Annotated in this window: 23 protein-coding genes and 1 tRNA gene; 15 read left to right on the top strand and 9 right to left on the bottom strand. The window is 65.4% G+C overall.

From position 1 onward, the window contains the following. Nucleotides 1-51: 51 nt before the first annotated feature. Nucleotides 52-858 carry an HDOD domain-containing protein gene (locus AC0MAZ_RS09320; protein WP_050703963.1) on the top strand — a complete coding sequence of 269 codons (807 nt, stop codon included), beginning with the start codon at nt 52-54 and terminating at the stop codon, nt 856-858. A gap of 107 nt (nt 859-965) precedes the next feature. Here the strand turns inward: AC0MAZ_RS09320 and AC0MAZ_RS09315 are convergent, their stop codons facing one another. Then, nucleotides 966-2,345, bottom strand: a complete 1,380-nt coding sequence (locus tag AC0MAZ_RS09315) for a sensor histidine kinase (RefSeq protein WP_203647811.1) — start codon at nt 2,343-2,345, stop codon at nt 966-968. Next, the gene (locus AC0MAZ_RS09310) at nt 2,338-3,009 is read right to left on the bottom strand and encodes a response regulator (protein ID WP_028690163.1); all 672 of its coding nucleotides are present in this window, start codon (nt 3,007-3,009) and stop codon (nt 2,338-2,340) included. Before AC0MAZ_RS09310 ends, AC0MAZ_RS09315 begins: the two co-directional genes overlap by 8 nt. A gap of 199 nt (nt 3,010-3,208) precedes the next feature. Between AC0MAZ_RS09310 and AC0MAZ_RS09305 the strand changes: the two genes are divergently transcribed. From AC0MAZ_RS09305 to AC0MAZ_RS09285, 5 genes are all read left to right on the top strand, one after another. Next, a complete protein-coding gene (locus tag AC0MAZ_RS09305) occupies nt 3,209-4,498 on the top strand; it encodes an OprD family porin (RefSeq protein ID WP_475860905.1) in 1,290 nt (429 codons plus the stop codon). Nucleotides 4,499-4,529: 31 nt separating this feature from the next. Then, nucleotides 4,530-5,510, top strand: coding sequence for a Bug family tripartite tricarboxylate transporter substrate binding protein (locus AC0MAZ_RS09300; RefSeq protein WP_475860904.1), 981 nt, complete (start codon nt 4,530-4,532; stop codon nt 5,508-5,510). A gap of 156 nt (nt 5,511-5,666) precedes the next feature. Next, a complete protein-coding gene (locus AC0MAZ_RS09295) occupies nt 5,667-6,125 on the top strand; it encodes a tripartite tricarboxylate transporter TctB family protein (protein ID WP_203647814.1) in 459 nt (152 codons plus the stop codon). Between the two features lie 3 nt (nt 6,126-6,128). Then, nucleotides 6,129-7,643 (top strand): tripartite tricarboxylate transporter permease, encoded by a 1,515-nt coding sequence (locus tag AC0MAZ_RS09290; RefSeq protein WP_186713086.1) that lies wholly within the window; start codon nt 6,129-6,131, stop codon nt 7,641-7,643. After that, nucleotides 7,636-8,664, top strand: a complete 1,029-nt coding sequence (locus tag AC0MAZ_RS09285) for an AbrB family transcriptional regulator (RefSeq protein WP_234560664.1) — start codon at nt 7,636-7,638, stop codon at nt 8,662-8,664. The genes AC0MAZ_RS09290 and AC0MAZ_RS09285 overlap by 8 nt, the downstream gene beginning before the upstream one ends. A 113-nt stretch (nt 8,665-8,777) precedes the next feature. On the opposite strand, the gene ung is transcribed toward AC0MAZ_RS09285, so the two are convergent. Next, nucleotides 8,778-9,470, bottom strand: a complete 693-nt coding sequence (gene ung / locus AC0MAZ_RS09280) for a uracil-DNA glycosylase (RefSeq protein ID WP_110737486.1) — start codon at nt 9,468-9,470, stop codon at nt 8,778-8,780. Nucleotides 9,471-9,598: 128 nt separating this feature from the next. Between ung and AC0MAZ_RS09275 the strand changes: the two genes are divergently transcribed. Then, nucleotides 9,599-10,705: an enoyl-CoA hydratase/isomerase family protein gene (locus tag AC0MAZ_RS09275; RefSeq protein WP_475860903.1), complete on the top strand. Its 1,107-nt coding sequence runs from the start codon at nt 9,599-9,601 to the stop codon at nt 10,703-10,705. Between the two features lie 13 nt (nt 10,706-10,718). Here AC0MAZ_RS09275 and AC0MAZ_RS09270 read toward each other — a convergent pair whose 3' ends face one another. Next, the gene (locus tag AC0MAZ_RS09270) at nt 10,719-11,156 is read right to left on the bottom strand and encodes a hypothetical protein (RefSeq protein ID WP_232855765.1); all 438 of its coding nucleotides are present in this window, start codon (nt 11,154-11,156) and stop codon (nt 10,719-10,721) included. Nucleotides 11,157-11,368: 212 nt separating this feature from the next. On the opposite strand from AC0MAZ_RS09270, the gene AC0MAZ_RS09265 reads away from it, so the two are divergent. The 5 genes from AC0MAZ_RS09265 to AC0MAZ_RS09245 all read left to right on the top strand — a co-directional run bounded on the left by AC0MAZ_RS09265 (nt 11,369) and on the right by AC0MAZ_RS09245 (nt 15,401). Beyond that, the gene (locus AC0MAZ_RS09265; RefSeq protein WP_475860902.1) at nt 11,369-12,859 is read left to right on the top strand and encodes a sensor domain-containing diguanylate cyclase; all 1,491 of its coding nucleotides are present in this window, start codon (nt 11,369-11,371) and stop codon (nt 12,857-12,859) included. Further along, nucleotides 12,852-13,073, top strand: a complete 222-nt coding sequence (locus AC0MAZ_RS09260; protein WP_203647819.1) for a cysteine-rich CWC family protein — start codon at nt 12,852-12,854, stop codon at nt 13,071-13,073. The genes AC0MAZ_RS09265 and AC0MAZ_RS09260 overlap by 8 nt, the downstream gene beginning before the upstream one ends. Before the next feature lie 34 nt (nt 13,074-13,107). Further along, nucleotides 13,108-13,800, top strand: coding sequence for a pseudouridine synthase (locus tag AC0MAZ_RS09255; protein WP_475860901.1), 693 nt, complete (start codon nt 13,108-13,110; stop codon nt 13,798-13,800). Between the two features lie 526 nt (nt 13,801-14,326). Continuing rightward, entirely contained in the window at nt 14,327-15,211 is an 885-nt protein-coding gene (locus tag AC0MAZ_RS09250; RefSeq protein WP_203647821.1) for an alpha/beta fold hydrolase, read from the top strand. A 116-nt stretch (nt 15,212-15,327) separates the two neighbouring features. After that, nucleotides 15,328-15,401 (top strand) — tRNA-Gly (locus AC0MAZ_RS09245). Between the two features lie 223 nt (nt 15,402-15,624). Here AC0MAZ_RS09245 and AC0MAZ_RS09240 read toward each other — a convergent pair. Then, nucleotides 15,625-17,169, bottom strand: a complete 1,545-nt coding sequence (locus AC0MAZ_RS09240; RefSeq protein WP_475860900.1) for a Fic family protein — start codon at nt 17,167-17,169, stop codon at nt 15,625-15,627. 372 nt (nt 17,170-17,541) lie between these two features. On the opposite strand from AC0MAZ_RS09240, the gene AC0MAZ_RS09235 reads away from it, so the two are divergent. From AC0MAZ_RS09235 to nadS, 3 genes are all read left to right on the top strand, one after another. Continuing rightward, complete coding sequence (locus tag AC0MAZ_RS09235) at nt 17,542-19,242, top strand: SulP family inorganic anion transporter (RefSeq protein ID WP_475860899.1); 1,701 nt, start codon at nt 17,542-17,544, stop codon at nt 19,240-19,242. A 131-nt stretch (nt 19,243-19,373) separates the two neighbouring features. After that, complete coding sequence (locus AC0MAZ_RS09230; RefSeq protein ID WP_203647823.1) at nt 19,374-19,694, top strand: type II toxin-antitoxin system RelE/ParE family toxin; 321 nt, start codon at nt 19,374-19,376, stop codon at nt 19,692-19,694. Beyond that, on the top strand, nt 19,691-19,978 hold the full coding sequence (gene nadS / locus AC0MAZ_RS09225; RefSeq protein WP_203647824.1) for a NadS family protein: 288 nt from the start codon (nt 19,691-19,693) through the stop codon (nt 19,976-19,978). The genes AC0MAZ_RS09230 and nadS overlap by 4 nt, the downstream gene beginning before the upstream one ends. Nucleotides 19,979-20,016: 38 nt before the next feature. Here the strand turns inward: nadS and AC0MAZ_RS09220 are convergent, their stop codons facing one another. From AC0MAZ_RS09220 to AC0MAZ_RS09205, 4 genes are all read right to left on the bottom strand, one after another. Beyond that, a complete protein-coding gene (locus tag AC0MAZ_RS09220; RefSeq protein ID WP_475860898.1) occupies nt 20,017-21,612 on the bottom strand; it encodes an alpha/beta hydrolase in 1,596 nt (531 codons plus the stop codon). Between the two features lie 7 nt (nt 21,613-21,619). After that, nucleotides 21,620-23,983: a TonB-dependent siderophore receptor gene (locus tag AC0MAZ_RS09215; protein WP_475860897.1), complete on the bottom strand. Its 2,364-nt coding sequence runs from the start codon at nt 23,981-23,983 to the stop codon at nt 21,620-21,622. An 80-nt stretch (nt 23,984-24,063) separates the two neighbouring features. Further along, a complete protein-coding gene (locus AC0MAZ_RS09210) occupies nt 24,064-25,026 on the bottom strand; it encodes a FecR family protein (RefSeq protein ID WP_475860896.1) in 963 nt (320 codons plus the stop codon). Further along, on the bottom strand, nt 25,019-25,555 hold the full coding sequence (locus AC0MAZ_RS09205; protein WP_475860895.1) for an RNA polymerase sigma factor: 537 nt from the start codon (nt 25,553-25,555) through the stop codon (nt 25,019-25,021). The genes AC0MAZ_RS09210 and AC0MAZ_RS09205 overlap by 8 nt, the downstream gene beginning before the upstream one ends. Nucleotides 25,556-25,775: the final 220 nt, after the last annotated feature.

Here is a 25,775-nt window from a genome sequence, read left to right as displayed (position 1 = left end):
CCCGCCCCGGCTTTATGCCGGGGCAGCACCACCTTTGCCGTAGAGAAGTCCATGAACAAGCTGGCCGAGAAGGTCCAAGCGCAACTGCTCGCCGCCATCGACCGGGACGACCTGGTCCTGCCGACGCTGCCGGAAGTCGCCCTGAGCATCCGCGAAGCCGCCGAAGACAGCGAGATCAGCGTTTCCGCCCTGAGCAAGGTGATCGGCCGCGACGCCGCGCTGTCGGCCCGCCTGATCAAGGTGGTCAACAGCCCGCTGATGCGCGCCGCCGTCGAAGTCACCGACCTGCACACCGCCATCACCCGCCTGGGCATCAACTACAGCTGCAACCTGGCCATCGGCCTGGTGATCGAGCAGATCTTCCATGCCCGCGCCCCGGCGGTGGAACACAAGCTGCGGGATATCTGGGCCAACAGCCTGGAAGTCGCAGGCATCAGCTATGAACTGTGCCGACGCTACACCCAGCTCAAGCCCGACCAGGCCACCCTCGGCGGCCTGGTGCACCAGATCGGCGCCCTGCCGGTGCTGATCTATGCCGAGGAGCACAACGAGCTGCTGTCCGACCCGATCTGCCTGCATTTCGTGATCGAGCAGATCCAACCGGTGCTGGGCGACAAGATTCTCAGCGCCTGGGAATTCCCCGAGCAGTTGGTCAATGTGCCCAGTCAGGTGCAGGACCTGGACCGGCGCACCGACCAGATCGACTACATCGACATCGTGCAGATCGCCCGCTGCATCAGCCAGCGCGAACGCAGCCGGCCCCTGGCCGCCCTGCCCGCCTACCGCCACCTGGGGCTGCCCTATGGCACCGAGCTGGATATCGCCGAGCTGCTGGATGCGCGCAGCATGCTGCGCTGATCGAGCCCCGTATGCGCCGCCCCCTTCGCGGGTAAACCCGCTCCCACAGTCACCAGCCTCCCTGTGGGAGCGGGTTTACCCGCGAATAGGGCTGTAGGGACAACACATCAATCCGCGATAAAACTCACCCGCACCTTCAGCCCGCCCCGCTCGCCGTCGTGCAGGCTGATCTGCGCCAGGTGCGCCCGGCAGATCTCGCCGACGATGGCCAACCCCAGCCCGCTACCCTGCGCGCTGCGTCGGTAGAAGCGCTCGAACACCCGCTCACGCTCGTCCTCGGGAATCCCCGGCCCGTCGTCCTCGACTTCGAGCACGGCCGGCGCCAGTACCCGCAGGACTACGTCGCCACCGGGCGGGGTGTGGGCCAGGGCATTGTCCACCAGGTTGCTGAGCAGTTCGTTGAGCAAGGTCGGCTCGCCCTTGAGCCACACCGGCGCCTCGGCCTCCAGCGCCAGGGCGACGCCGCGGGCATGGGCCAGGGGCGCCATGGCCATGCCCAGTTCGCGGGCCAACTGGCTCAGGTCCAGGCGCTGGGCGCCGCCCTCGGCGATGGCCCGGGCGCCGTTCTCCACCCGTGCCAACGACAGCAGCTGGTTGGCCAGGTGGGTGAGTCGGTCGGTGCCCTGGGCCGCTGCCTCCAGGGTCTTGCGCCATTCATCGGGCTGCTGTGAGCGCAAACCCAGTTCGACCCGCGCCTTGAGCGCCGCCAGCGGCGTGCGCAGCTCGTGGGCGGCGTCGGCGATGAACTGCGCCTGGCGTTCGAACTGCCCCCGCAAGCGCTCGGTGAAGTGATTCAGCCCGCGCACCAGCGGCCCCAGCTCGCGCTGCACCTGGACCACCGGCAGAGCACGCAGGTCGTCCGGCTGGCGCTCCTCCACCGCCGTGCGCAAGCGCTCCAGCGGGCGCAGCGCGGCACTCACCGCGAACCACACCATCACCAGCGCGCCGAAGGCCAGCATGCCCAGGCGCAGCAGGGTGTCGGCCATCAGCCCGCGAGCCATGCGCACCCGTGCCTCCTCGGTCTCGGCCACGCGGATCTCGGCCATGCCGTTCATGTTCGGTTCGCTCACCGCCTTGAGCAGGCTGACCACGCGCACGTCCTGGCCCAGGTAGGTGGCGTTGTAGAAGCGCGCCAGCGCCGGATAGTCGTCGGTGCGCGGCGTGCCCGGCGGCGGAGGCGGCAGGTTCTCGTAGCCGGAAATCAGCTTCTGGTGGATGTCCAGCACCTGGTAGTAGATACGCCCGGCACTGTCGTAGGCAAAGGTGTCCAGGGCCACGTAGGGCACATCGGCGCTGAGGGTGCCGTCGCGCTGCGACAGGCCGGCGGCGATGGTCCGTGCCGACGCCAGCAGGGTCCGGTCATAGGCGGTGTCGGCGGCCTCGCGACCGTTCCAGTAGGCGCTCAGGCCGCTGGCCAGCATCAGCACCACCAGCAGCAGCGCCAGGTTGCCCAGCAAACGCCCGCGCAGGCTGCCGTTGTCACGCATCGCGGTGCTCGAGCAGGTAGCCCAGGCCACGGAAGGTGACGATGGCCACCGGGTGGCCGTCGAGCTTCTTGCGCAGGCGGTGGATGTAGATCTCGATGGCGTCGGGGCTGGCCTCCTCGTCGAGGCCGAACACCTGGGCCGCCAGCTGTTCCTTGCTCATCACCCGGCCAGGGCGGGCGATCAGCGCCTCGAGCACGCTCTGCTCGCGCTGGGTCAGGGTCAGCGGCTCGCTGCCCAGGCTGAAGCGCCGGGTATCCAGGTCGTAGACCAGCGGGCCGCAGCGCTGCTGGCGCTCGCCACCAAGCACGCTGCGGCGCAGCAGGGCCTTGACCCGCGCTTCCAGCTCGGTCAGCTCGAAGGGCTTGGCCAGGTAGTCGTCGGCGCCCAGGTTCAGGCCGTGCACACGGTCCTTCACATCGCTGCGGGCGGTGAGCATCAGCACCGGCAAGGTCTTGCCGCGCCCGCGCAAACGCGCCAGCACCTCGAAACCGTCCAGCCGCGGCAGGCCGACATCCAGCACTGCCACGGCGTAGTCCTCGCTGGCCAAGGCCAGGTCGGCGGCCACGCCGTCATGCAGCACGTCCACGGTCAGTCCCTGGCTCTTGAGGGCCTGGGCCACGCTTTCGGCCAGTTGCAGATGGTCTTCGACCAGCAGCACACGCATCGGATTCTCCCTGTTCGGCTGGGCTTTTTGCGCGGAGTGTAACCCCGTGGCGGGTGCTGTGAAGCCCTCGCCGGAAACCTTTCACGCTGAAAGGTTAGCGAAAGGTTGGTTGCCTAGCATCGCACCACGGTCGCCCCGCGCGCCGCAAAAAGCACCAGCAAGGTGCAACACATAAGAACAATAAATGGAGTCACCGACGATGCTGTCCATGCAGCCGCAGGCGTTTGCGCCTATCCGTTCATTCGCCGCCCGACCTTCCGCCCTCGCCAGCGCCGTCGCCCTTGCCGGTGTCGCGCCCATGAGCCAGGCCGCCTTCTTCGAAGACAGCACGGCCACCTTCGAAACCCGCAACATGTACTTCAACCGCGACTTCCGCGACGGCACCAGCGCGCAGCAATCCAAACGCGACGAATGGGCCCAGGGGTTCATGCTCAATTTCGAGTCCGGCTACACCGACGGCACCGTGGGCTTCGGCCTGGACGCGCTGGGCATGGTCGGGGTCAAGCTCGACTCCAGCAAGGACCGCACAGGCACCGGCCTGCTGCCCACCCACGACAACGGCAAGGCGGCCGACGAGTACTCCAAGCTGGGCCTCACCGGCAAGGTCAAGGTCTCGCAGACCGAGCTGAAGATCGGCACGCTGATCCCCGAACTGCCCACCCTGCAGCCCAACGACGGGCGCATCCTGCCGCAGACCTTCGAAGGCGGCCTGGTCACCTCGAAGGAGATCAAGGGCCTGACCTTCACCGGCGGGCGCCTGGAAAAGGCCAAGGACCGCGACGACAGCAACTGGGAAGACCTGGCCCTGAACAACAAGAATGGCCGCTTCGGTGGCACCTTCAGTGCCGACAACTTCGACATGGGCGGCCTGGACTACCAGTTCACCGACCGCATCACCGGCAGCTACCACTTCGCCCAGCTCGACGACATCTACCGCCAGCATTTCATCGGCCTGCTCGCCACCCAGCCCTGGGGCCCGGGCACCTTTGGCGCCGACCTGCGCCTGGCGATCAGCGACGACGCCGGCGCGGCCAAGGCCGGCAAGATCGACAACACCACCGTCAACGGCATGCTCAGCTACACCCTGGGCGGGCACAAGGTCAGCGGCGCCTGGCAGCAGTTGTCCGGTGACAGCGCCTTCCCCTACGTCGATGGCGCCGACCCGTACCTGGTCAACTTCGTCCAGATCAACGACTTCGCAGGCGCCGACGAACGCTCCTGGCAGGCGCGCTACGACTACAACTTCGCAGCCATGGGCATCCCCGGCCTGACCTTCATGACCCGCTACATCAGCGGCGACAACGTCAGCCGCGCCGCCGGTGGCGAGGGCAAGGAGTGGGAACGCAACACCGAACTGAAGTACGTGGTACAAAGCGGCCCGTTGAAGAACGTCGCCGTGCGCCTGCGCAACGCCACCTTCCGCTCCAACTTCACCCGCGACGCGGACGAGGTGCGGCTGCTGGTGAGCTACAGCGTGGCTCTGTGGTAACCCATAACAACAACGCTCACGGAGATAGACGATGACCTTTTCACTGCGCCGCCTCGTCCTGGCCACCGGTTGCCTGCTGCTGGCCGGCAACGCCCTGGCCGCCGAACCGAAACGCCCCGAATGCATCGCCCCGGCCTCGCCCGGCGGTGGTTTCGACCTGACCTGCAAGCTGGTGCAAAGCGCCCTGGTCAACGAGAAGATCCTCAGCAAGCCCATGCGCGTGACCTACATGCCCGGCGGTGTCGGCGCGGTGGCCTACAACGCGGTGGTCGCCCAGCGCCCGGCTGACGCCGGCACGTTGGTGGCCTGGTCCAGCGGCTCGCTGCTGAACCTGGCCCAGGGCAAGTTCGGCCGTTTCGACGAGAACGCGGTGAAGTGGCTGGCGGCCGTCGGCACCAGCTATGGCGCCATCGCGGTGAAGAGCGACTCGCCCTACAAGACCCTCGACGACCTGGTCGCGGCCCTGAAGAAGGACCCGAGCAAGGTGGTGATCGGCTCCGGCGGCACCGTCGGCAGCCAGGACTGGATGCAGACCGCGCTGATCGCCAAGGCCGCCGGGATCAACCCGCGCGACCTGCGCTACGTGGCCCTGGAAGGCGGCGGCGAAATCGCCACCGCGCTGCTGGGCGGGCACATCCAGGTCGGCTCCACCGACATCTCCGACTCCATGCCGCATATCCAGAGCGGCAACATGCGCATCCTCGCGGTGTTCTCCGACAAGCGCCTGGACGAGCCTGAGATGAAGGACATCCCCACCGCCAAGGAGCAAGGCTACGACATCGTCTGGCCGGTGGTGCGCGGCTTCTACCTGGGGCCGAAGGTCAGCGACGAGGACTATGCCTGGTGGAAGGCTTCGTTCGACAAGCTGCTGGCCTCCGAGGACTTCGCCAAGCTGCGTGACCAGCGCGAGCTGTTCCCGTTCGCCATGACCGGCGAGGAGCTGGACCGCTATGTGAAGAAGCAGGTGGCGGACTACAAGGCGCTGGCCCGTGAGTTCGGGCTGATCCAGTAAGCCACCCTGGCGATTCCACACCACCCCCTGTGGGAGCGGGTTTACCCGCGAAGGCGTCAGCAGGTTCAACAGTACTGCCTGTCATGACGCATTCGCGGGTAAACCCGCTCCCACAGGGCCGGTGCTGGGTCCATAGCTATTACCGAGGATTCTTCCATGATCCTGCAACGCCTCTTCGCCCTGGCCCTGCTGGCGCTGTGCGCCGTGCTGGCCGTGATGGCCTGGCCCTACCAGGCGGCCTTCTCCTATGAACCGGTAGGCCCGCGCGCCTACCCGCTGCTGATGCTCGGCCTGATGGGCCTGGGCCTGCTGTACCTGGCGATCCGCCCCACACCCATCGTGCGCAAGGACGACGAACCGGAACTGGACCGCGAGACCCTGATCAAGATCGCCGCCTGCGTCGGCCTGCTGCTCGTCTTCGCCAGCACCTTCGAAACCCTGGGCTTCATCCTCAGCGCCATCCTGGTCGGCGTGCCCATGGCCCGCCTGTACGGTGGCCGCTGGCTGCACAGTGCCCTGGTGGTGGTGGGCATGAGCCTGTTCCTCTACTGGCTGTTCGACCGCGTGATGGACGTGCCCCTGCCCCTCGGCCTGCTCGACGTACTGGAGAACTGACACATGGATACCTTGAGCTACCTGGGCCAGGGCTTCGGCGTCGCCCTGAGCCCGTACAACCTGGTCACCGCCCTGACCGGCACCCTGATCGGCACCGTGGTCGGCCTGCTGCCGGGCCTGGGCCCGATCAACGGCGTGGCCCTGCTGATCCCCATCGCCTTCGCCCTCGGCCTGCCGCCGGAGTCGGCGCTGATCCTGCTGGCCGCGGTGTACCTGGGCTGTGAATACGGCGGGCGGATCAGTTCGATCCTGCTGAACATCCCCGGGGAGGCCTCCACCGTGATGACCACCCTGGACGGTTACCCCATGGCCCGCCAGGGCCTGGCCGGCGTGGCGCTGTCGCTGTCGGCCTGGAGTTCGTTCATCGGCGCCTTCATCGCCACCTGCGGCATGGTGCTGTTCGCCCCGCTGCTGGCGAAATGGGCGATCGCCTTCGGACCGGCGGAGTACTTCGTGCTGATGGTGTTCGCCATCGTCGCCCTCGGCGGCATGGCCGGCGACAAGCCACTGAAGACCTTCATTGCCGCGCTGATCGGCCTGTTCCTCTCGGCGGTGGGCATCGACGCCAACAGCGGCGTGTACCGCTTCACCGGCGACAGCGTGCACCTGGCCGACGGCATCCAGTTCGTGGTGCTGGTGCTGGGCCTGTTCTCCATCAGCGAGATCCTCCTGCTGCTGGAAAAGACCCACCACGGTCACGTGGCGGTCAAGGCCACCGGGCGCATGCTGTTCAACTTCAAGGAAGCGGCCTCGGTGTTCTTCGTCAACATCCGTTGCGGCCTGCTGGGCTTCTTCATGGGCGTGTTGCCGGGTGCCGGCGCGACCCTGGCCAGTGCCGTGGCCTACATGACCGAAAAACGCATCGCCGGCGACAAAGGCAAGTTCGGCAAGGGCGACGCCCGTGGCCTGGCCGCGCCGGAAACCGCCATCGGCGCCTCTTGCTGCGGCGCCCTGGTGCCGATGCTGACCCTAGGTGTGCCAGGCTCCGGCACCACTGCGGTGATGATCGGCGCGCTGACCCTGTACAACATCACCCCCGGCCCGCTGCTGTTCGAACAGCAGCCGGACATCGTCTGGGGCCTGATCGCCTCGCTGTTCATCGCCAACCTGATGCTGATCATCCTCAACGTGCCGATGATCCGTGTGTTCACCCGCATTCTCGCCGTGCCGAACTGGGCGCTGGTGCCGGTGATCGCGATCATCACCGCGATCGGCGTATACGCGGTGCATGCCACCACCTTCGACCTGTTCCTGATGGTCGGCATCGGCATCATGGGCTATATCCTGCGCAAGCTGGATTTCCCGCTGTCGCCGATCCTGCTGGGCTTCATCCTCGGCGGGCTGATGGAGCAGAACCTGCGCCGTGCGCTGTCGATCTCCAACGGTGAACTGGGCATCCTCTGGTCGAGCCCGATCAGCATGGGCGTATGGGTGCTGGTGGTGTGCATGCTGAGCCTGCCGCTGCTGCGCATCTGGCGCAAACGTGCCCTGCAGCGCCGGGCCATGGCCGATGCCTGACCGGTCGTTGCCACTGTTCTGGGCCACCGGGCTGGTCGGTCTTGCCGGCGGATTTCTCGCCAGCAAGGTCGGCTGGCCCTTGCCGTGGATGGTCGGCTCGTTGCTGGCGATCATCCTGGTGCGTTGCCTGAGCCCCTGGCAGCTCAGCGAAATCCCCAATGGCCGCAAATGCGGGCAATGGATCATCGGCATCGGCATCGGCCTGCACTTCACCCCGGCGGTGATCGAGCAGGTGGCCAGCCACTTCGCGCTGATCTTCTTCGGTGCGTTGTTCACCACCCTCTCCAGCGTGATCAGCGTGTGGCTGCTGCGGCGTACCGGTGAAGACCGCGCCACGGCATTCTTCGCCAGCATGCCGGGCGGTTCGGGCGAGATGGTCAACCTCGGCGCGCGCAACGGCGCGGTGCTCAGCCAGGTGGCCGCGGCGCAGAGCCTGCGGGTGCTGGCGGTGGTGCTGTGCGTGCCGGCGCTGTTCAAGTTCTTGCTCGGCGATGGCGTGCCGCTGAACCATGCCGGCAGCGTGAGCTGGGGCTGGCTGGCGCTGATCGCGCCGCTGGGGGTGCTGGTGGCGCTGCTCTGGCAGCGCCTGCGCCAACCCAACCCCTGGTTGTTCGGGCCGTTGCTGGTGGCAGCCAGTGTGAGCCTGGCGGGCAACCTGCAGATTGGCCTGCCCAACGGCGCCAGCCAGATCGGCCAGTGGCTGATCGGCAGCGGCCTGGCCTGTCATTTCAATCGCGCGTTCTTCCGCCGGGCGCCGTCGTTCCTTGGCCGGACCTTGCTGGCCACGGCGCTGTGCATGCTGATCGCGGCGGGCGCGGCCTGGGCGTTGAGCCTGCTGACGCACCTGGACCTGCGCTCGCTGACGCTGGGGATGATGCCTGGGGGCATCGCCGAGATGAGCCTGACGGCGGAGACCCTGCAACTGTCCGTGCCGCTGGTGACGGCGCTGCAGGTGATGCGGCTGTTGTTCGTGCTGTTCCTGGCCGAGCCGTTGTTCCGGCGCTGGAATGCCAGCCAGTAGAGATGTGCTGGCTTCTTCGCGGGTAAACCCGCTCCCACAGGTACTGCGCAGACCCTGAAAGGCAGCACATTTTCTGTGGGAGCGGGTTTACCCGCGAAGAGGCCCTCAGCCAATCACAGCGGCGGCAACGCCCAATCGATCGGCGCCATCCCGCGTTGTTCCAGGAAGCTGTTGGTACGGCTGAAATGCCCGCAGCCAAAGAACCCACGGTAAGCCGACAATGGCGATGGATGCACCGACTTGAGCACCAGGTGCTTGCTGGCATCGATCAGCTTCTGCTTGCTCTGGGCATGGGCACCCCACAGCAGGAACACCACGTTCGGGCACTGCTCGCTGACCACCTGGATGATCCGGTCGGTAAAGAACTCCCAGCCTTTCTTCGCGTGGGACGCGGCATTGGCGCGCTCCACGGTCATGGTGGTGTTGAGCAGCAGCACGCCCTGCTCGGCCCAGCTCTGCAGGTAACCATGCGCGGGAATCGGCAGGTTCAGATCGCGCTGCAGCTCCTTGTAGATATTGACCAGCGACGGCGGCGTGGGGATGCCCGGCTGCACCGAGAAACACAGGCCATGGGCCTGGCCGGGGCCGTGATACGGGTCCTGGCCGAGGATGACCACCTTGACCTGCTCCAGCGGCGTGGAATTCAGGGCGTTGAAGATCAGCGGCCCGGGCGGGTAGATCTCCTTGCCGGCGGCGTACTCGGTACGCAGGAACTCGCGCAGCTGATGCATGTAGGGCTGGTCGAACTCGGCGCGCAGCGCGGCCTTCCAGCTGGGTTCGAGTTTGATGCGATCGTCGTCGGTCATGGGGGCATCCAAAAGCAAAGTGCCGCGACACTAGGAAAGCCGGGCCGGCTTGTCAATCGATCCGACCGACGACCGGCAGCTTCGCCGCGGCAGGCCATACTGAGGGGATGACCTGCGCGAGGTAGTCCATGTCCATTCAATGCGAGGTACTGACCGGCGCCGACGGCGCCCGTATCGGCATCGCCACCCTGGATGCGCCCAAGGCGCTCAACGCCCTGACGCTGCCGATGATCGAAGTGCTCGACGAACGGCTGCGCGCCTGGGCCAGCGATCCCGGGATCGTCTGCGTGCTGCTGCGCGGCAACGGGCCGAAGGCCTTCTGTGCCGGTGGCGATGTCCGCGCCCTGGTCGAGGCCTGCCGCGAACACCCCGGTAGCGTACCGCCGCTGGCCGCTACCTTCTTCGCCAGCGAATATCGCCTCGACCATCGCCTGCACACCTACCCCAAACCCTTGTTGTGCTGGGGCCATGGCCATGTGCTGGGCGGCGGCATGGGCCTGCTGCAGGGCGCCGCGGTACGTATCGTCACCCCCAGCAGCCGCCTGGCCATGCCGGAAATCAGCATCGGCCTGTACCCGGATGTCGGCGCCAGCTGGTTCCTCGCCCGCCTGCCGGGCAAGCTCGGCCTGTTCCTGGGGCTGACCGGGGCCCCGCTCAACGCCCGCGACGCGCTGGACCTGGACCTGGCCGATCGTTTCCTGGGCGAGCATCAGCAGGAGGCGCTGATCGAGGAACTGCTGCAATTGAACTGGCAGGAGCAGACCGCCCTGCAGCTCAACAGCCTGCTCAAGGCCGAGCAGCACCGCGCCTGCGCCGAACTGCCGCAAGGCCAGTGGCTGGCACGCCGCGCCGTGATCGACGAAGTGCTCGATGTGGCCGACCCGGTGGCGGCCTGGCGGGCCCTGGCCGGCCTGGCCACCCATACCGATCCCTTGCTGGCGGCGGCGGGCCAGCGTCTGCACGAGGGCTGCCCGCTGACGGCGCACCTGGTGTGGGAACAGATCCGTCGAGCGCGGCACCTGTCACTGGCCCAGGTGTTCCAGATGGAATACACCCTGAGCCTGAACTGCTGCCGTCACCCGGAGTTCAGTGAAGGGGTGCGGGCCAGGTTGCTGGACAAGGACAACACCCCGCGCTGGCACTGGCCGGATGTGGCACAGGTGCCGGCGGCGGTGGTGGAGGCGCATTTCAGCAAGGCCTGGGAGGGGCGCCATCCGTTGGCGGAACTGGGATGACGTCAGTGCCCTGTCACCGCGACCAGCCCCGCTCGCCACCCCGGCCCCCATCGGGTCGACGGTCACGGTTGCCCTGCCCGTTGGAGTGCCAGCGATCGCCCCGGCGGTCGTCATTGCGGTAGTCGTGGCGGTCGCGATCCCGCCCGTAGTCGTAGCGCTGGCGGTTGCCGTAGTCGTAACGCGGATTCCCCTGCCAGCGCGGCTGCATGCCGGGCGCCGGATAAGGGCGGTATTGCGGCACCGGCGCCGGCCTGTAGTAACGCGGCGCGGGCTGATAGTAGTAACGGGTCTGCGGCACCACGTAGTAGCGGTCCTGGCGGTAGTAGCCTGGGTAAACGTAGCGATCGCTGGTGTAGTAGTCGCTGCGGTAATAGCCGCCGCTCTCGTAATAGGGGGCGCAGGCGGAGGTCAGCAGTCCGAGCAGGACGACGAGCAAAATTCGTGGGTACATGGCGGCCTCCTGGACCGCAGGGATGCCCGGCACAGCGACGCTGGCGGGCGTCGACGACAAGCTGTTGGTCGACACAGGATAAGACCGTGGCAACCGGGTTCAGTGCCATTTTCGCAACAAATTGAAACAGGTCCTGTAACGCCGAAAAACATGCAGTCATTTTTCGGTCATCTCTCTAGAATGTGGCCACCGGCACACCTCACGGGACGATCATGCCCTCGCCTTCCACCCTGTTCTCGCAACGCTCGCTGATCTTCGCCCTGCTGCTGTTGCTGGCCGGTGGCTTCCTGGCCACTTCGCTGCTCGGCTACTACGCCTCGCGCGGGGCGATCCGCGACGGCATCGTCAACACCGAGCTGCCGCTGACCTCCGACAACGTCTACTCGGAGATCCAGAAGGACCTGATCCGCCCGGTGCTGATCGCCTCGATGATGGCCCAGGACACCTTCCTGCGCGACTGGGTGCTGGCCGGCGAGCAGGACACCGGGCGCATCACCCGCTACCTGGGCGCCGTGATGGGCAGCCAGGCCACCTGCACCAGCTTCTTCGTCTCCGACCGCAGCCTCACCTACTACCAGGCCAAGGGCGTGCTCAAGCAGGTGCGGGCCGACGCCTGGCGCGACGCCTGGTATTTTCGCCTGCGCCAGTCGAGCAAACCCTACGAGATCAACGTCGACCTGGACATGGCCAACCAGGACAAGCTCACCGTGTTCATCAACCACCGGGTGCTCGACTACCAGCAGCGCTTCATCGGCGCCGCCGGCGTGGGCTTGAGCGTGGAGTCGGTGGTCCGCCTGATCGACGACTACCAACGGCGCTACCAGCGCTCGGTGCTGTTCACCGATGCCCAGGGCAAGGTCCTGCTGACCGGCTCCGACGGCGGCCCCCATGGCCTGCGGGCTGGCCAGCAACTGGCCGACAGCAGCCAGTGGCAGGACCTGCTGGCACGCATGCCGACACCGGCCAGCGGCAGCCACGAGTACACCGACAACGACGGCCACAGTCACTTCCTCAATGTGCGCCTGCTGCCGGAACTGGACTGGTACCTGTTGGTGGACAAGCGCGAAACCGGCGCCCTGGACCGCATCCGCCAGTCGCTGTACCTGAACCTGGCGATCTGCGCCATGATCACCCTGGTGGTCCTGTCGCTGCTCAATGCCATGGTCAAGCGGCACCAGGACAACGCCGAAGCGCTGGCCACCCTCGACAGCCTCACCGGCCTGCCCAATCGCCGCAGCTTCGACCTGCTGGCCGGCCAGGCCCTTATCGAAGCCCAGCGCGACAACGCGCCGCTGGTCGCCCTGCTGATCGACCTCGACCACTTCAAGACCCTCAACGACACCCACGGCCACCTGGCCGGCGACGAAGTGCTGCGCCAGTTCGCCAATGTGCTGCAGGGCAGCCTGCGCCAGTCCGATATACTGTGCCGCTGGGGCGGCGAGGAGTTCATCGTGCTGCTGCGCGAAGCCGAAGGTCGCCAGGCCATCGAGGTGGCGGAAAAGATCCGCCGGCGCACCGAGCAACTGACCTTCAGCCATGCCGACCAGCCAATACGCCTGACCGTGAGCATCGGCCTGTCCGCCCTGCAGCGCGACGACAGCCTGCACAGCCTGCTGACCCGCGCCGACCACGCGCTCTATCGTGCCAAACAAGGCGGACGCAACCGTGTCTGCAGTGAAATGCCCGGAACCGACCATGCCTGATCCTCGACACTGCCCCGCCTGCGGCGCCCTCAACCGGTGCGGCCTGGCCGACCCGCGCAACGCCACGCAAGGCTGCTGGTGCTTCGAAGTGGCCATCGACCCAACAGTGATCGAGGCCTTGCCCACCGAACTGCGCGACAAGGCTTGCCTGTGCCCGCGCTGCGCGCAGGTCGATGGGCAACTCAAGGCAGCGCCAGTGCACACGATCCGCTAGACTGCGCGCCGATTTCCCGCAAGCGACCCGCCCCATGCGCCTCGACCGATTCCTCGGCAACCTGCCCTGCTACAACCGCCAGCAAGTACGCCTGCTGCTGGCACAGCGGCGCGTGCGCGTGGATGGCCAGCCGACCGCCGACCCGTTGCTGGAGGTGCGTGAATTCAGCCGCGTCGAGGTCGATGAGCAGGTGCTCCAGGCCGGTCGTCCGGCACGCTACCTGATGCTGCACAAGCCCACCGGTTGCGTCAGCGCCACCCAGGACCCGCAGCACCGTACCGTGCTCGACCTGTTGCCGGCAGAGCTGCGCGATGACCTGCACATCGCCGGGCGCCTGGACTACAACACCACCGGGCTGATGATCCTGACCAACGATGGCCAGTGGTCGCGACGCCTGACCCAGCCACGGACCAAGCAGCCCAAGACCTACCTGGTGCACACCGAGGACGAAATCGGTGCACATTACGTCGACAGGTTCCGCGAAGGGTTCTACTTCGCCTTCGAAGACCTCACCACCCTGCCCGCCCAGCTGGATATCCTCGGCCCGCGCAGCGCACGTCTGGTCATCGTCGAGGGGCGTTATCACCAGGTGAAGCGGATGTTCGGGCACTTCCAGAACAAGGTGGTGGGGCTGCATCGGGAAAGCATGGGTTCGATCACACTGGACCCGATATTGCGTCTAGGAGCGTTCAGGGCGCTGACCGCCGAGGAAATCGCCTCGGTCTGAGCGGATTTGCATGCCCCTGTAGGAGCGGCCTTGTGCCGCGAAAGGGCCGCGCAGCGGCCCCGGCAATTTCTACCTCGACGCGGAGGTCGTGGGGCCGCTTCGCAGCCCTTTCGCGGCACAAGGCCGCTCCTACAGGGCGTGTATGCGGCCGATCCACCATTCGGCGGTTTCCCACGAAAGATTGCTCCAACGGCACTTGCGCGATCCCGCCCTCCCTGCTTGACTGCTAACTCGTCGGTCTGCATGTGACTCAACGGTCACAATCGCAGTCCAAGACGCCCTTTACCGGCCACCCGGGGTCTCGATGCCCTGGGGCACGGTAATCGCCCGCACAACAATACCGTCGACTACACGCGTCAAGGATCGACACAAGGGCCCACCGGTTTCCGTTCCAGGCGAATGCCTACCTGTCATAAAGCACGTGCACCCTAATGGCCTGTCCGGTCGATTCGGCGCCTAGCCCGCCTGCCGATCGCACACGCCACCAGGTGACGCGAATACCCTTTTTGCGCCAGGAGTCGATGACATGAGGCCAGAAATCGCTGTACTTGATATCCAAGGGCAGTACCGGGTTTACACGGAGTTCCATCGCGCGCAGGGCGCCGAAAAGACGATCATCCTGATCAATGGCTCGTTGGCGACCACGGCGTCCTTTGCACAGACAGTGCGCAGCCTGCACCCGCAGTTCAACGTGGTGCTGTACGACCAGCCGTATGCCGGCAAGTCCAAACCGCACAACCGCCATGAACGGCTGCTGACCAAGGAGACCGAGGCGCACATCCTGCTCGAACTGATCGAGCATTTCCGTGCCGACCACGTCCTGTCGTTCTCCTGGGGCGGTGCCTGCACCCTGCTGGCGCTGGCGCACCAGCCGCGGCTGGTGAAGAAGGCCATCGTCAGTTCGTTCTCGCCGGTGATCAACGAACCGATGCGCGACTACCTGGACCGCGGTTGCCAGTACCTGGCCGCCTGCGACCGCTACCAGGTGGGCAACCTGGTCAACGACACCATCGGCAAGTACCTGCCGTCGCTGTTCAAGCGCTTCAACTACCGCCACGTCAGCAGCCTGGACAGCCACGAATACGCGCAGATGCACTTCCATATCAACCAGGTGCTCGACCACGACTTGGAACGGGCGCTGAAGGCCGCGCGCAACATCGACATCCCGGTGCTGTTCATCAACGGCGACCGCGACGAGTACACCACCGTCGAGGATGCCCGCCAGTTCAGCCGCCATGTCGGGCGCAGCCAGTTCAGCGTGATCCAGGGCGCCGGCCACTTCCTCGACATGGAGCACAAGACCGCCTGCGAGGATACCCGCAGTGCGATGCTCGGTTTCCTCAAGCCGGCTCTGCGCGAATCCCGCCACCGCTACTCACAGGAAACGGGGCAGCATGCACTGGCCATCTGAGCGCATCGGCGCCCTGTAGCCCTCGATACCCGCAGGCTACGGGTCGCCGACAGGCTTTTTTTACAGCCTTGGGCTTCTCATTCGGGGAGGGTTCTGGTAAAAAGTCGTGCTTCGAAGCGGGTATAGTTTATTGGTAAAACTATAGCTTCCCAAGCTATTGAGGAGGGTTCGATTCCCTCTACCCGCTCCAACTCGCATTCCCCGCACGACGTTCCAATAACGTCGTCGCTGTCAAAAGGAGCCTCGGCTCCTTTTTTCGTTTCTGCGCCAAAGCATTGATCTGGCCTCCCCCTCGACCTGGACATAACCCCGCCGGCCTGCGGCCACAGCGTTAAGTGTGAAGGCTGGGGCCAAAACAGCGCGTGTCCGCAGTTGCGGGCTAGAAATTCAACGCAACGCTGAAATTGCCAAGGTCACTCATCATCGTCTTGCCTATCTCGGTCTTCAAACGCCGACCGAACGGCCTCCACGATTCGCGCTGCCAGGCGCTCATCCTCAAGCTGCGGATAGTGCTTCCTGAGCTTGCCGGAAACACTCCAGCCATTCTCCTTGACCGCGCGAATGATGCGATTTGCATCCTGGTCTGGCATCTCCACGACGTCTTTGAGCCGCTCCTGGGCGAGCTGGAAGATGACAAGGATCCTGGCTTCGTCCGCCATCCCTGTTCGAATCGTGTGCTCGACGACGCGCGCCGTATAGAGAACATGTGCGGTCAGATCCGGATAACGCCAGGCGAAGCGCGCATCTTCGTAGTCGTCGAACTCGAAGTTGCTCGGTGTACCGTCTTCGTAGGTCACAAGCCTGCCAAAGCGATAGGATGCCGCATAGCGGCGCATGAAGGGGCGAGAGAATACCTCCAGTGTCGCATCATAGCTGGCACGGAACTCGGCCGAGCTGGTAATGGTTGCTGAAACAGGCAATATCACGCCATTTGGAACCGCCTGGTCCCGAACCAGCGTGTCGTTGATCAGGAAACGGTGGATTCGCCCATTCCCGTCTCTCATCGGATGGATGTAGACGAAACCGAACGCCAATGCTGCGGCGCGGGCAAGCGACTCGGCTCCCCGGGTGGCCATCTCGAATTCCTTGAGGCCAGCAAGCATCGGGGCCAGATCGTCAAAATGTGGGGCGACGTAGTGCACGATGTTCTCGCGCATCGTGGATTGCCCTACAAAAACGGGAGAGTGCCGCAACCCGAGGCCAAACGCATCGCGCCCCAGGATACCTGCCTGCAAGAGATGCAGGCTTCGGTCACTCAAGGGGTCTTCAATATGGCCGCAGTGTTGCGCGATGACATGTGCAAAGCGCTGGATGCGGTCGGCTTGGCCTTCCTCTTTTTCAATCAGAAAGCTCGCGCGCGACTCTTTCAACGTCAACCAACTCGCCGTCCGCATCAGGATGTCGGGGCCGAAGGTCTGATCGAGCTCTTCCAACGCGGCTGTCAGGTCAAACTGCAAGGCTTGCTGCACGGCGTCGGTTCGCCGGATCAGTGGGCAAAACTCAGGCGTACCTGGCAGATTGTTGTTGACCCGCCAGCGGCGAGATCGAAGCGGCGTCGTTCGGGTCAGGTAGCGGGCCGGCGACACGGCATCGGTATAGGCGCCATTGGTCACATCAGGCACGTCCAGATGCTGCCCCGTCAGCCACTCGTATAGAAAACCGGTGCGCCGAGCGTACTGGCCATAAGGGGAACGTCGGCACCAAGCTTCGACTGGCTCGGGCCCTGTGACTGCAAACAGGCGGGCGAAGAATTCAAGGTGAATCGCCTCGTACTTGAGCCCGAATTCGAAGTGGCCTGCAAAATCGTCGTCAGGCCGATAGTTGGGCGGATACTTGTTTTCTACCTGACTACCGGTGTCGCGGCTTGCCCGCACCGTGCCGATGGTCGAGTCGACGCGTAGAGGTTGTGCCGGATCAACCCCGTACCGAATGGCTAGCGCCTTGAAACCGACCTGCATGGAATGAATCCTCTACCGAAAGCCCAAAAACGCTACTTTTAGCGGAACATCACCCTAAAACAATACCATCAGCCATGAGACGCAAAAATACTACGGAACATACAATTTCGCTACTTACTTCAAGAATTCCCTCAAAAACGCTAATGAATATGCCATTTCATGTTCAATTCCCTCTACCCACTCCAACTCGCATTCCCCGCACGACGTTCCAGCAACGTCGTCGCTGTCAAAAGGAGCCTCGCCTCCTTTTTCGTTTCCAGCGTCCCTTTCTTGATCTGGCCCATGGCCATTGCCGCGCCGATTGGCTTGAATGCCCAGTGATTCGCGGTGCATAACCGCTAAGCTTGCTGAAACAATTCCAAAGGACTGCGCATGTTTCTCTCCCGCTGGCTACCAGGCCTGGCCAACCTGTTGCACTACCGCCGCGAATGGTTCCACGCTGACCTGCAGGCCGGCCTGTCGGTGGCCGCGATCCAGATCCCCATTGCCATCGCCTATGCGCAGATCGTCGGCCTGCCTCCGCAGTACGGCTTGTACGCCTGCGTGCTGCCGATGATGGTCTATGCCCTGATCGGCAGTTCACGGCAATTGATGGTCGGCCCGGACGCCGCCACCTGCGCCATGATTGGCGGGGCCGTGGCGCCGCTGGCCATGGGCGATGCGCACCGCATCGCCGAACTGTCGGTGATCGTCACCGTGCTGGTGGGCGTGATGCTGATCGCCGCCGGGGTGGCGCGGGCCGGTTTCATCGCCAGCTTCTTCTCGCGGCCGATCCTCATCGGCTACCTCAACGGCATCGGCCTGAGCCTGCTCGCCGGGCAGTTGTCGAAGGTGGTGGGTTTCAAGATCGAAGGCGATGGGTTCATCCTCAGCCTGATCAACTTCCTCCAGCGCATGGGCGAGATCCACTGGTTGACCCTGGCCATCGGCCTTGCCGGGCTGGGCCTGCTGATCTGGCTGCCGCGACGCTACCCGCGACTGCCGGCGGCACTGGTGACCGTGGTGGTGTTCACCGCCCTGGCCGGGCTGTTCGGCCTTGACCGTTATGGGGTAGCGATCCTAGGCCCGGTGCCGGCGGGCATCCCGGAACTGGCCTGGCCGCAGAGCAGCCTGGCGGAAACCAAGAGCCTGCTGCGCGACGCCCTGGGTATCGCCACCATCAGTTTCTGCAGCGCCATGCTCACTGCCCGCAGCTTTGCCGCCCGCCACGGCTACGCGATCAACGCCAACCACGAGTTCCTCGCCCTGGGCGTGAGCAACCTGGCCGCCGGCATATCCCAGGGCTTCGCCATCAGCGGCGCCGATTCGCGCACCGCGGTCAACGACATGGTCGGCGGCAAGAGCCAGTTGGTGGGCATCATCGCCGCCCTGGTGATCGCCCTGATCCTGCTGTTCTTCACCGCGCCCATGGCCTGGATTCCCCAGGCCGCGCTGGGCGCGGTGCTGCTGATGGCCGGCTGGGGGCTGATCGACGTGAAGTCGCTCAAGACCATCCGCAAGCTAAGCCGTTTCGAGTTCTGGCTGTGCCTGCTGACCACGGTCGGCGTACTCGGCCTGGGCGTGTTGCCGGGCATCGTGTTCGCCGTGACCCTGGCCATCCTGCGCCTGCTCTACAGCATCTACCAGCCCACCGACGCCGTGCTGGGCTGGGTGCCGGGCATCGAGGGCCAGGTGGACGTGCGCCAGCACAAGGACGCCCGCACCGTCCCGGGCCTGGTGGTGTATCGCTTCGACGATGCGATCCTGTTCTTCAATGCCGACTACTTCAAGATGCGCCTGCTCGAAGCCGTGCAGGGCGTGGAGAAACCACAGGTGGTGCTGTTCGACGCGGAGGCCGTGACCAGCATCGACGTCAGTGGCGTGGCGGCCCTGCGCGAAGTGCGCGACACCCTCGCCGCCCAGGGCATCCACTTCGCCATCGCCCGCGCCCGCGGCACCTTCCTGCGCATGCTGGTGCGTTCCGGGATGGCGCGGGAAATGGAAGAGAAGTTGCTGTTCGGCTCGGTACGGGCGGGGATTCGGGCGTATCGGGTGTGGCGCAACAGGGCTCGGCGGGAGGGGGCGAGCGAGTAAAGGAAAGGGACTACGCCATCACCAGAAGGGAATGATGCAGCTGCGCAGTCACCACTCTGTAGCCTTGCCATTCATCTTCAACTCGTAGCATTGATCCCAGGATCAGCTACGCCAATGGCGTACCTTCTGCTATGCTCTTCACCGAAACCGCCATCTTTACCAAACGCGTCAGAGAGTTGCTCGACGATGAGGCCTACCGAATGCTTCAAGTACGCCTCATGATGTGCCCCGACGCGGGAGAGATTGTTGAGGGAACCGGCGGCCTGCGCAAGATCCGCGTCCCGGCAAATGGGCATGGAAAGCGTGGCGGCGCCAGGATCATCTACTACCACTTCGTCGCCGCATCCCAGATTGCCATGCTTTGTATCTATCCCAAGAATGAACAGTCAGACCTTAGCGCCACGCAGCGCAAGGTACTGAAAGCTGTTATCGAACACTGGAGCCAGCCATGAGCCGTTTCTTCGACGAACTGATGGAAAGCGTTGAACAAATGGATGAGATCATCCAAGGTCAACGCCCTCCCTCACGCCAGTTCGAAATCGACGCCCTCCAGGTCAGGAGCATACGCAAGGCGACCGGGCTATCTCAGGCACGCTTTGCCGAGATGATCGATGTGCAGGTGGCCACCTTGCGTAACTGGGAACAGGGACGTCGAGAGCCGACAGGGCCGGCCAAAGCCCTGTTGAGGGCCATCAACAACGATCCAGATCATGTTCTGAAAGCACTTTCCCACTGAACACGCACGACGTCCCTTGAACGGGACGTCCGCTCGATCTACGGCACACAAGCCCGCGCAACAACCTGTGCTCCCTGCCCAAGCAAGCTGATCAACCCACAGGGCAGGCTCCCGCGCCATTGCAGATAGTCATGCCCGGCAGGAAACTCCACCTGTTCTACCCGGTACCCCTTGGCCAGCAGCACATCGCGCAGATGGCGGTTGGTATCGAGGATCCTCGGTCCCTCGAACAGCCCCGCCTGCAGGTAGAACCGCAATGGCCGGCGCGGTGCCTTGACATACTCGCGGGTCAACCAGCCAGACTCGTCGCCGGCCATCGGCCACCAGAAGGAGCCGGACATGCTCAGCACATTGCCGAACAATTCCGGGTGCCTGAGGCCCATGTAGGCCGACGCCAGGCCGCCGTAACTGGACCCGGCGACCACGGTGCGCGAAGCCGGCGCCGCCAGTCCCTGGCGGCTGGCCCAGGGCATCAGCTCTTCGGCCATGAAGCGGGCGAACAATGGGTTGGGCGGCAACTCCCGCTCGCGGCTTTCGCTGCTGGGGTTGGCGATGATCAGCGCCGCAGTGGGCGGGATCAGGCCGTCGGCCATCAGGTTGTCGAGTATCGTCGAGGTCGGCACCTGGCGGGTGTAGGCATGGGCATCGAACAGCACCAGCAAGGCCTGGTCAGCCTTGCCCGGGCGCCAGCCCGCCGGGCGGTAGAGGTAGATATCGCGCTCGTTGCCCAGCACCTCGCTGGCCAGGCGCTTGCGCTCCAAAGAGCCACGGGCCACCCCGGCACGCTCGGCGACCCAGGGCTGGGGCGCCGCATCCGCAAGCTCCAGGCGTGAACGCGATAACCAGGCATCGCCGCTGGCGTCGGCGAAGGTGTTGGGGTTGAGCGGGTCGCGCCGGGTGCTGGCGAGGATCACCCGACGGTCGTCGGATACCGGCACATCCGGGGCCATCTGGTAACTCAGGCGGGTGGCCGCTGGCACCTCGAAGCTGTGAAACCAGACATCGCTCGCACCCATCCGAGACAAGGGCTCGTGGTTGCCAGAAGGCGCACCGAACATCCGCACATTGTCCCGTGCGCCACGCCAGAGGAAAGTGACCAGCCGCTTGTCCGGCTGCCCTGGAATTACTTCGACCAGCGGCGTCCCTTCGCCCGCACGTGCCTTCCAGAACGCATCGGTGCCTCCACCAGACGCCAGTTGCTGCTGCAGAGCACGCATTGTCGGGCTGAGCAGGGGCGCAGCAGTTCGACGCTGCTCGCTGGACGGCTGCACCTGCTCCAAGCTCACGCTGAAGCGTTCTGCCGGTCGGATCGCCAAGGGTTCGGCGCGCACTCCGTAGCGGCCATCCTGCGGCGCGACGAACAGGAACTCACGGGGTTGATCCAGGCCGTCGATCAGCAGGCGCAACGGCCGCCCCTCGGTATCCAGCAGGCGCAGGCTGACATCACCGTCGACCCGGCCACGCACCAGGTCCCCGGCCTTGAGCGCCAACTGCCAGACTGGCGGATGCGCTCTGCTGACCTGGCCGGCGACCGATTTTCCAACCTCAAGATCGGCGTGCGCGGCCGCCAGGGCCGCATTCGAGCACAGTGCAGCCAGCAGCCATGCACCACTCAAGCGCTTGAATCGCTGCATGCCCACCTCAGAAGTCGACGCTGGCGGAGAGTTTGAGCGTGCGCGGTTCGCTGACGGTGGCGTAGCCATCGTTGAACACGCCGGCCCAATAGGCGCGGTTCTCGACGTTCTCCAGACTGGCACGCAGGGTCACCTCCTTGCTCAGCACCTTGGTCGCATAGCGCGCGCCGAGGTCGTAGCGGGTCCACTGCGGGATCTTCAACTGGTTGGCGGAATCGAGGTACTGGGAGCTGCTGTGGATACCCAGGGCGGTCAGGGTCAGGCCCTCGACCCCGGGCAGGTCCCACTCGGCGCCGAGGTTGGCCGACCAGGCCGGCACGCCGCGGGCGGTGTTGCCGTCCATGGCGCCATTGGCGGTCTTGCTCAGCACCGCACGGGTGTAAGTCACGCCACCGAGCAGGCGCACGCTGGGGACGACTTCGCCGAACATCGTCCACTCAACCCCTCGGTTGCGCTGCTCGCCGTCATCGTTGTAGCGATTGCTGGGCTTGTCGTAGATCATGCTGGGCTTGTCGATCTGGAACACCGCCAGCGTGTGGGTGAAGTCGCCCAGGTCCCATTTCACCCCGGCCTCCATCTGCTTGGCGACATAGGGCGCGAACTGCTCGCCGTAGTTGGCGGCCTTCTGGTCGGTGACCATGCCGCCCTGGGTCAGGCCCTCGATGTAGTTGGCATACAACGACACCGGCGCGTCCCAGGGCTTGAGCACGATACCCACGGCCGGGGTCAGCTTTTGCTCGTCGTACGAAGGGTTGCTCATCTTTTGCCGCACGCGCTGGGAGCGGACTCCGAGGGTGAGCAGCACACGCTCGTCCATGAAGCCCAGGGTATCGGCCACGGCAAAGCTCGACAGGGTGTTGTCGCCGGTCTTGGTGCTGCTGCCGTGGTCGCCGGCGATGATCGCCTTGCCCGGGTGGTAGATGTTGGTGGGGTACTTGGCTCCGGTGACCGTTGGCGCACGGCCGATGTCCTGGTGCAGCAAGGTGGTGCTGAGCACCATCTGGTGGCTGACCGGGCCGGTCATGAAGTTGCCGCGCAGACCGGCCTCGGTAGACAGGCTGTGGGTGTAGCCGGCCTGGTTGTAGGTTTCGCCCGTGGCCGTGCCATCGGCCTTGTTCACCACCACCCGGGTGCCGTTGAGGAAGCCATCGTAGCGGGTGCGGGCGCCCCCGACGCTGGCGTAGGCGCTCCAGCTGTCATCGAGCTGGTACTCGCCACGCACCACCACGGCCTTGCTGATCTGCCGGGCGTGGATGCCTTCGAGGATGTTGGTGTCCGGCTTGGGTGCGCGGGTTACGTGGTTGAGGCCGCTGAAGCCGGCCATCATCGGGCTGCCGTTTTCCAGTTTCTCGTGGTTTTCGTAGGCATCCAGTTCGAGCTTGAAGTCATCGCCCCGATAGTCCAGGGCCAGCGCCGCCAGGGTACGGTCCTTGGACTGTTCGTCGACACCCGTGTCGCCGCTGCCGTAGACGCCATTGAAGCGAATGCCGAAGCGGCCATCGGCGAAGCGCCGACCGACATCGATATGCTCGGCGACATAACCATCGGACACGTAGCTGGTGGTCAGGCGGGTCAACGGCGCATCGCCGGCGCGTTTGGGCACCAGGTTGACCACCCCGCCGACACCACCGTTGGGCGCCATGCCATTGAGCAGCGCGCCCGGTCCCTTGAGCACTTCGACGCGCTCGAGGAATTCGGTCGGCACGTGACCATCGGGCGCCAGGCCGTAGAGTCCACCCAGCGCCAGCTCGGTGGAGTCCAGGGCATAGCCACGGATCATGAAGTTCTCGTAGGCATGCCCTTCACCGGTGCTGAAGCGGATCGACGGGTCGTTGCGCAACACCGCGCCGACCGTGCCGCTCTGCTGGTTCTCGATGGTCTTGGCGGTGTAGGCGGAGACGCTGAAGGGGGTGTCCATCAGGTCGCGGTTGCCCAGCATGCCGATGCGCGCGCCACGGGCCACCTGGCCACCGCTGTAGCTTTCCGGCAGGTCGCTGTTGAAGCCCGAGGCATTGACCGTGGTCGCCCCCAGGGTCAGGGCACCCTGCTCGGTCGGGCCGCGCAGGATGATCACGCCGTTTTCTTCCACCGCCACCAGGTCGCTGCCGGCCAGCAGCTGGCGCAGGGCCTGCAACACCGTGTAGCGGCCCTGCAAGGCAGGCGCGCTGCGCCCGGCCAGCACACGGCTGTCGGCGGCGATCGCCACCCCCGATTCATGGGCCAGGGCATGCACCGTGGCCTCCAGCGACTGCCCCGGCAGGTCGAGGTTCAGCGGCTGGCTATCGGCCAGGGCCAGGCCGCTGCCGCAGAGGGCGCAGGCCAGGGCCAGGCGCCGCAGGGTGCCGGGGAAGCGGGGGGTGAAAAGCGACATGATCGGTCCTTGCAGGAGGTGGGTTCACAGCTGATGACGCGGCAGCGGCGGTTTACCCCTCAAAACAATTTCGCTGGGTTTCAGCGCGGTGCGACCAGGCGCTGCGCCCCCTGCTCCAGCAGCCTGACCGGCAGGATCCCCGGCAACGCCTCGAGCAACACCTCGGGGCGGCCGCTCGGGAAACTGCCCGTCAAGCGCAGGTTGGCCACCCCCGGATCGACCCGAACGGTCCGTCCGACATAGGCATTGAGCTCGCCGATCACCTCGACCAGCGGCTGGTCGGTGAACGACCACCAACCCCGCTGCCAGTGCGCCAGGTCCGGGCCAAACCGGCCACCGGCACGCAAGCTGCCCAGCCGCCCCTGGCCATCCAGGCAGATGCGTTCGCCGGCCTGCAGCACCTGCTCGCCACCTTGCAGGTCGCGCACCTGGACCCGCCCCCTGGCCACCGCCACCTGGACCCGGTCGCCACGGTCGCTGACCGTGAAGGCAGTGCCCAGCACCTGCACCAGGCCCAGGCGCGTGCTGATCAGGAACGGTCGCCACAACTCATGGGCGACATCGAAGAACACGTTGCCGTGCAGCAACAGGACCTGCCGCTGGCCATGATCGAAACGCACGCGCAGGTTGCTTTCGGCCGCCACCAGCAACTGGCTGCCGTCCGGCAACGCCAGCGCCTGCGGCGCTTGCGCGTGGGCCGTCTGCAGGTCCTGCTGGAACGCTGCGGTGCGCTTGTACATCCAGCCCAGCCAGCCACCGGCAGCCAGCAGCAAAGCCAGCGCGCCGCCCTGGCGCAACACCCGCCGACGACCGACATCGCAGGCCTGCGGCTGCAACGCGCCACGCAGTTGCGGCGCGAGGCAATGAACCAGCTGCCAACGCTGTTCGGCTTCCAGCCAGGCGCACTCATGCTCGGCGCTGCGACCACGCCAGCGCTGCACCAGGCCGTGGGTCTTGCGCACACGTTCCGGATCGTCCCCTTGCAGCGCCGCCAGGTAGACCAGTGCCTGCTGCACCTTGCGCGGCGCGGCCGGCTCAGTCATGACGGCTCGCCAGGCGCAGCTCGGACAGGTCGAAAACCGCCCGGGCGATATGCAGCTCCACCGACTTGGCCGACAGCGCCAGGGCCTCGCACACCTCACGGTGACTGTGGCCGTGCAGGCGCACGCGAACGAACACCTCGCGGCGCAGCCTGGGCATGCGTTCGATGCGGGCGATCAGGTGCTGCAGCTGCTCGCGCGCGATCATGATCTCTTCCACGCTGGGGCTGAGCCAATCGGCCCGCGCCAGCCAGTCTTCCAGCGCCGCCAGTTCGGTGCTGCGCCGGCGGTACTGGTCGATGCACAGGTTGCGCGCCGCCTGGAACAGCAAGGCCCGGGCATTGATCACCGGTGCGTTGAGCGCGTGGGCGTAGGCCTGGGCGAAGCTGGACTGGGCGATATCGGCGGCGTCGTCAGGATTGCGCAGCCGCCCGCAGAGATAGCGGCGCAGGTCGCTGTAATGGGCGAGCAGATCGTCGACGGCCGCCTTGAGGGCAGGCCGGGCGTGCCAAACGCTGGAAAGGGAGGTCATTGCGGATGTGGCGAGGGCCGTTAATAGGAATTCCTATCATTCTCACACATGCCAATCGGCCATCGCTAGTGTCCTGTCTCGGAAATACGTTCTCTTTTGGCGAGTGGCTTGGGTGTTCGGCCAAGGCGCCGCGACGAGTCATAGCAGGGCTATGGCGAGGAGTGGCAACGCCGGCCGGGCGCCCAAGACGCCGCCAAAAGTGAACAGCTTATTTCCGAGA

Source organism: Pseudomonas sp. A (genome assembly GCF_056270345.1).
Note: the sequence above shows the minus strand (reverse complement) of the source record. Positions and strands in the feature narration are given on the sequence as shown.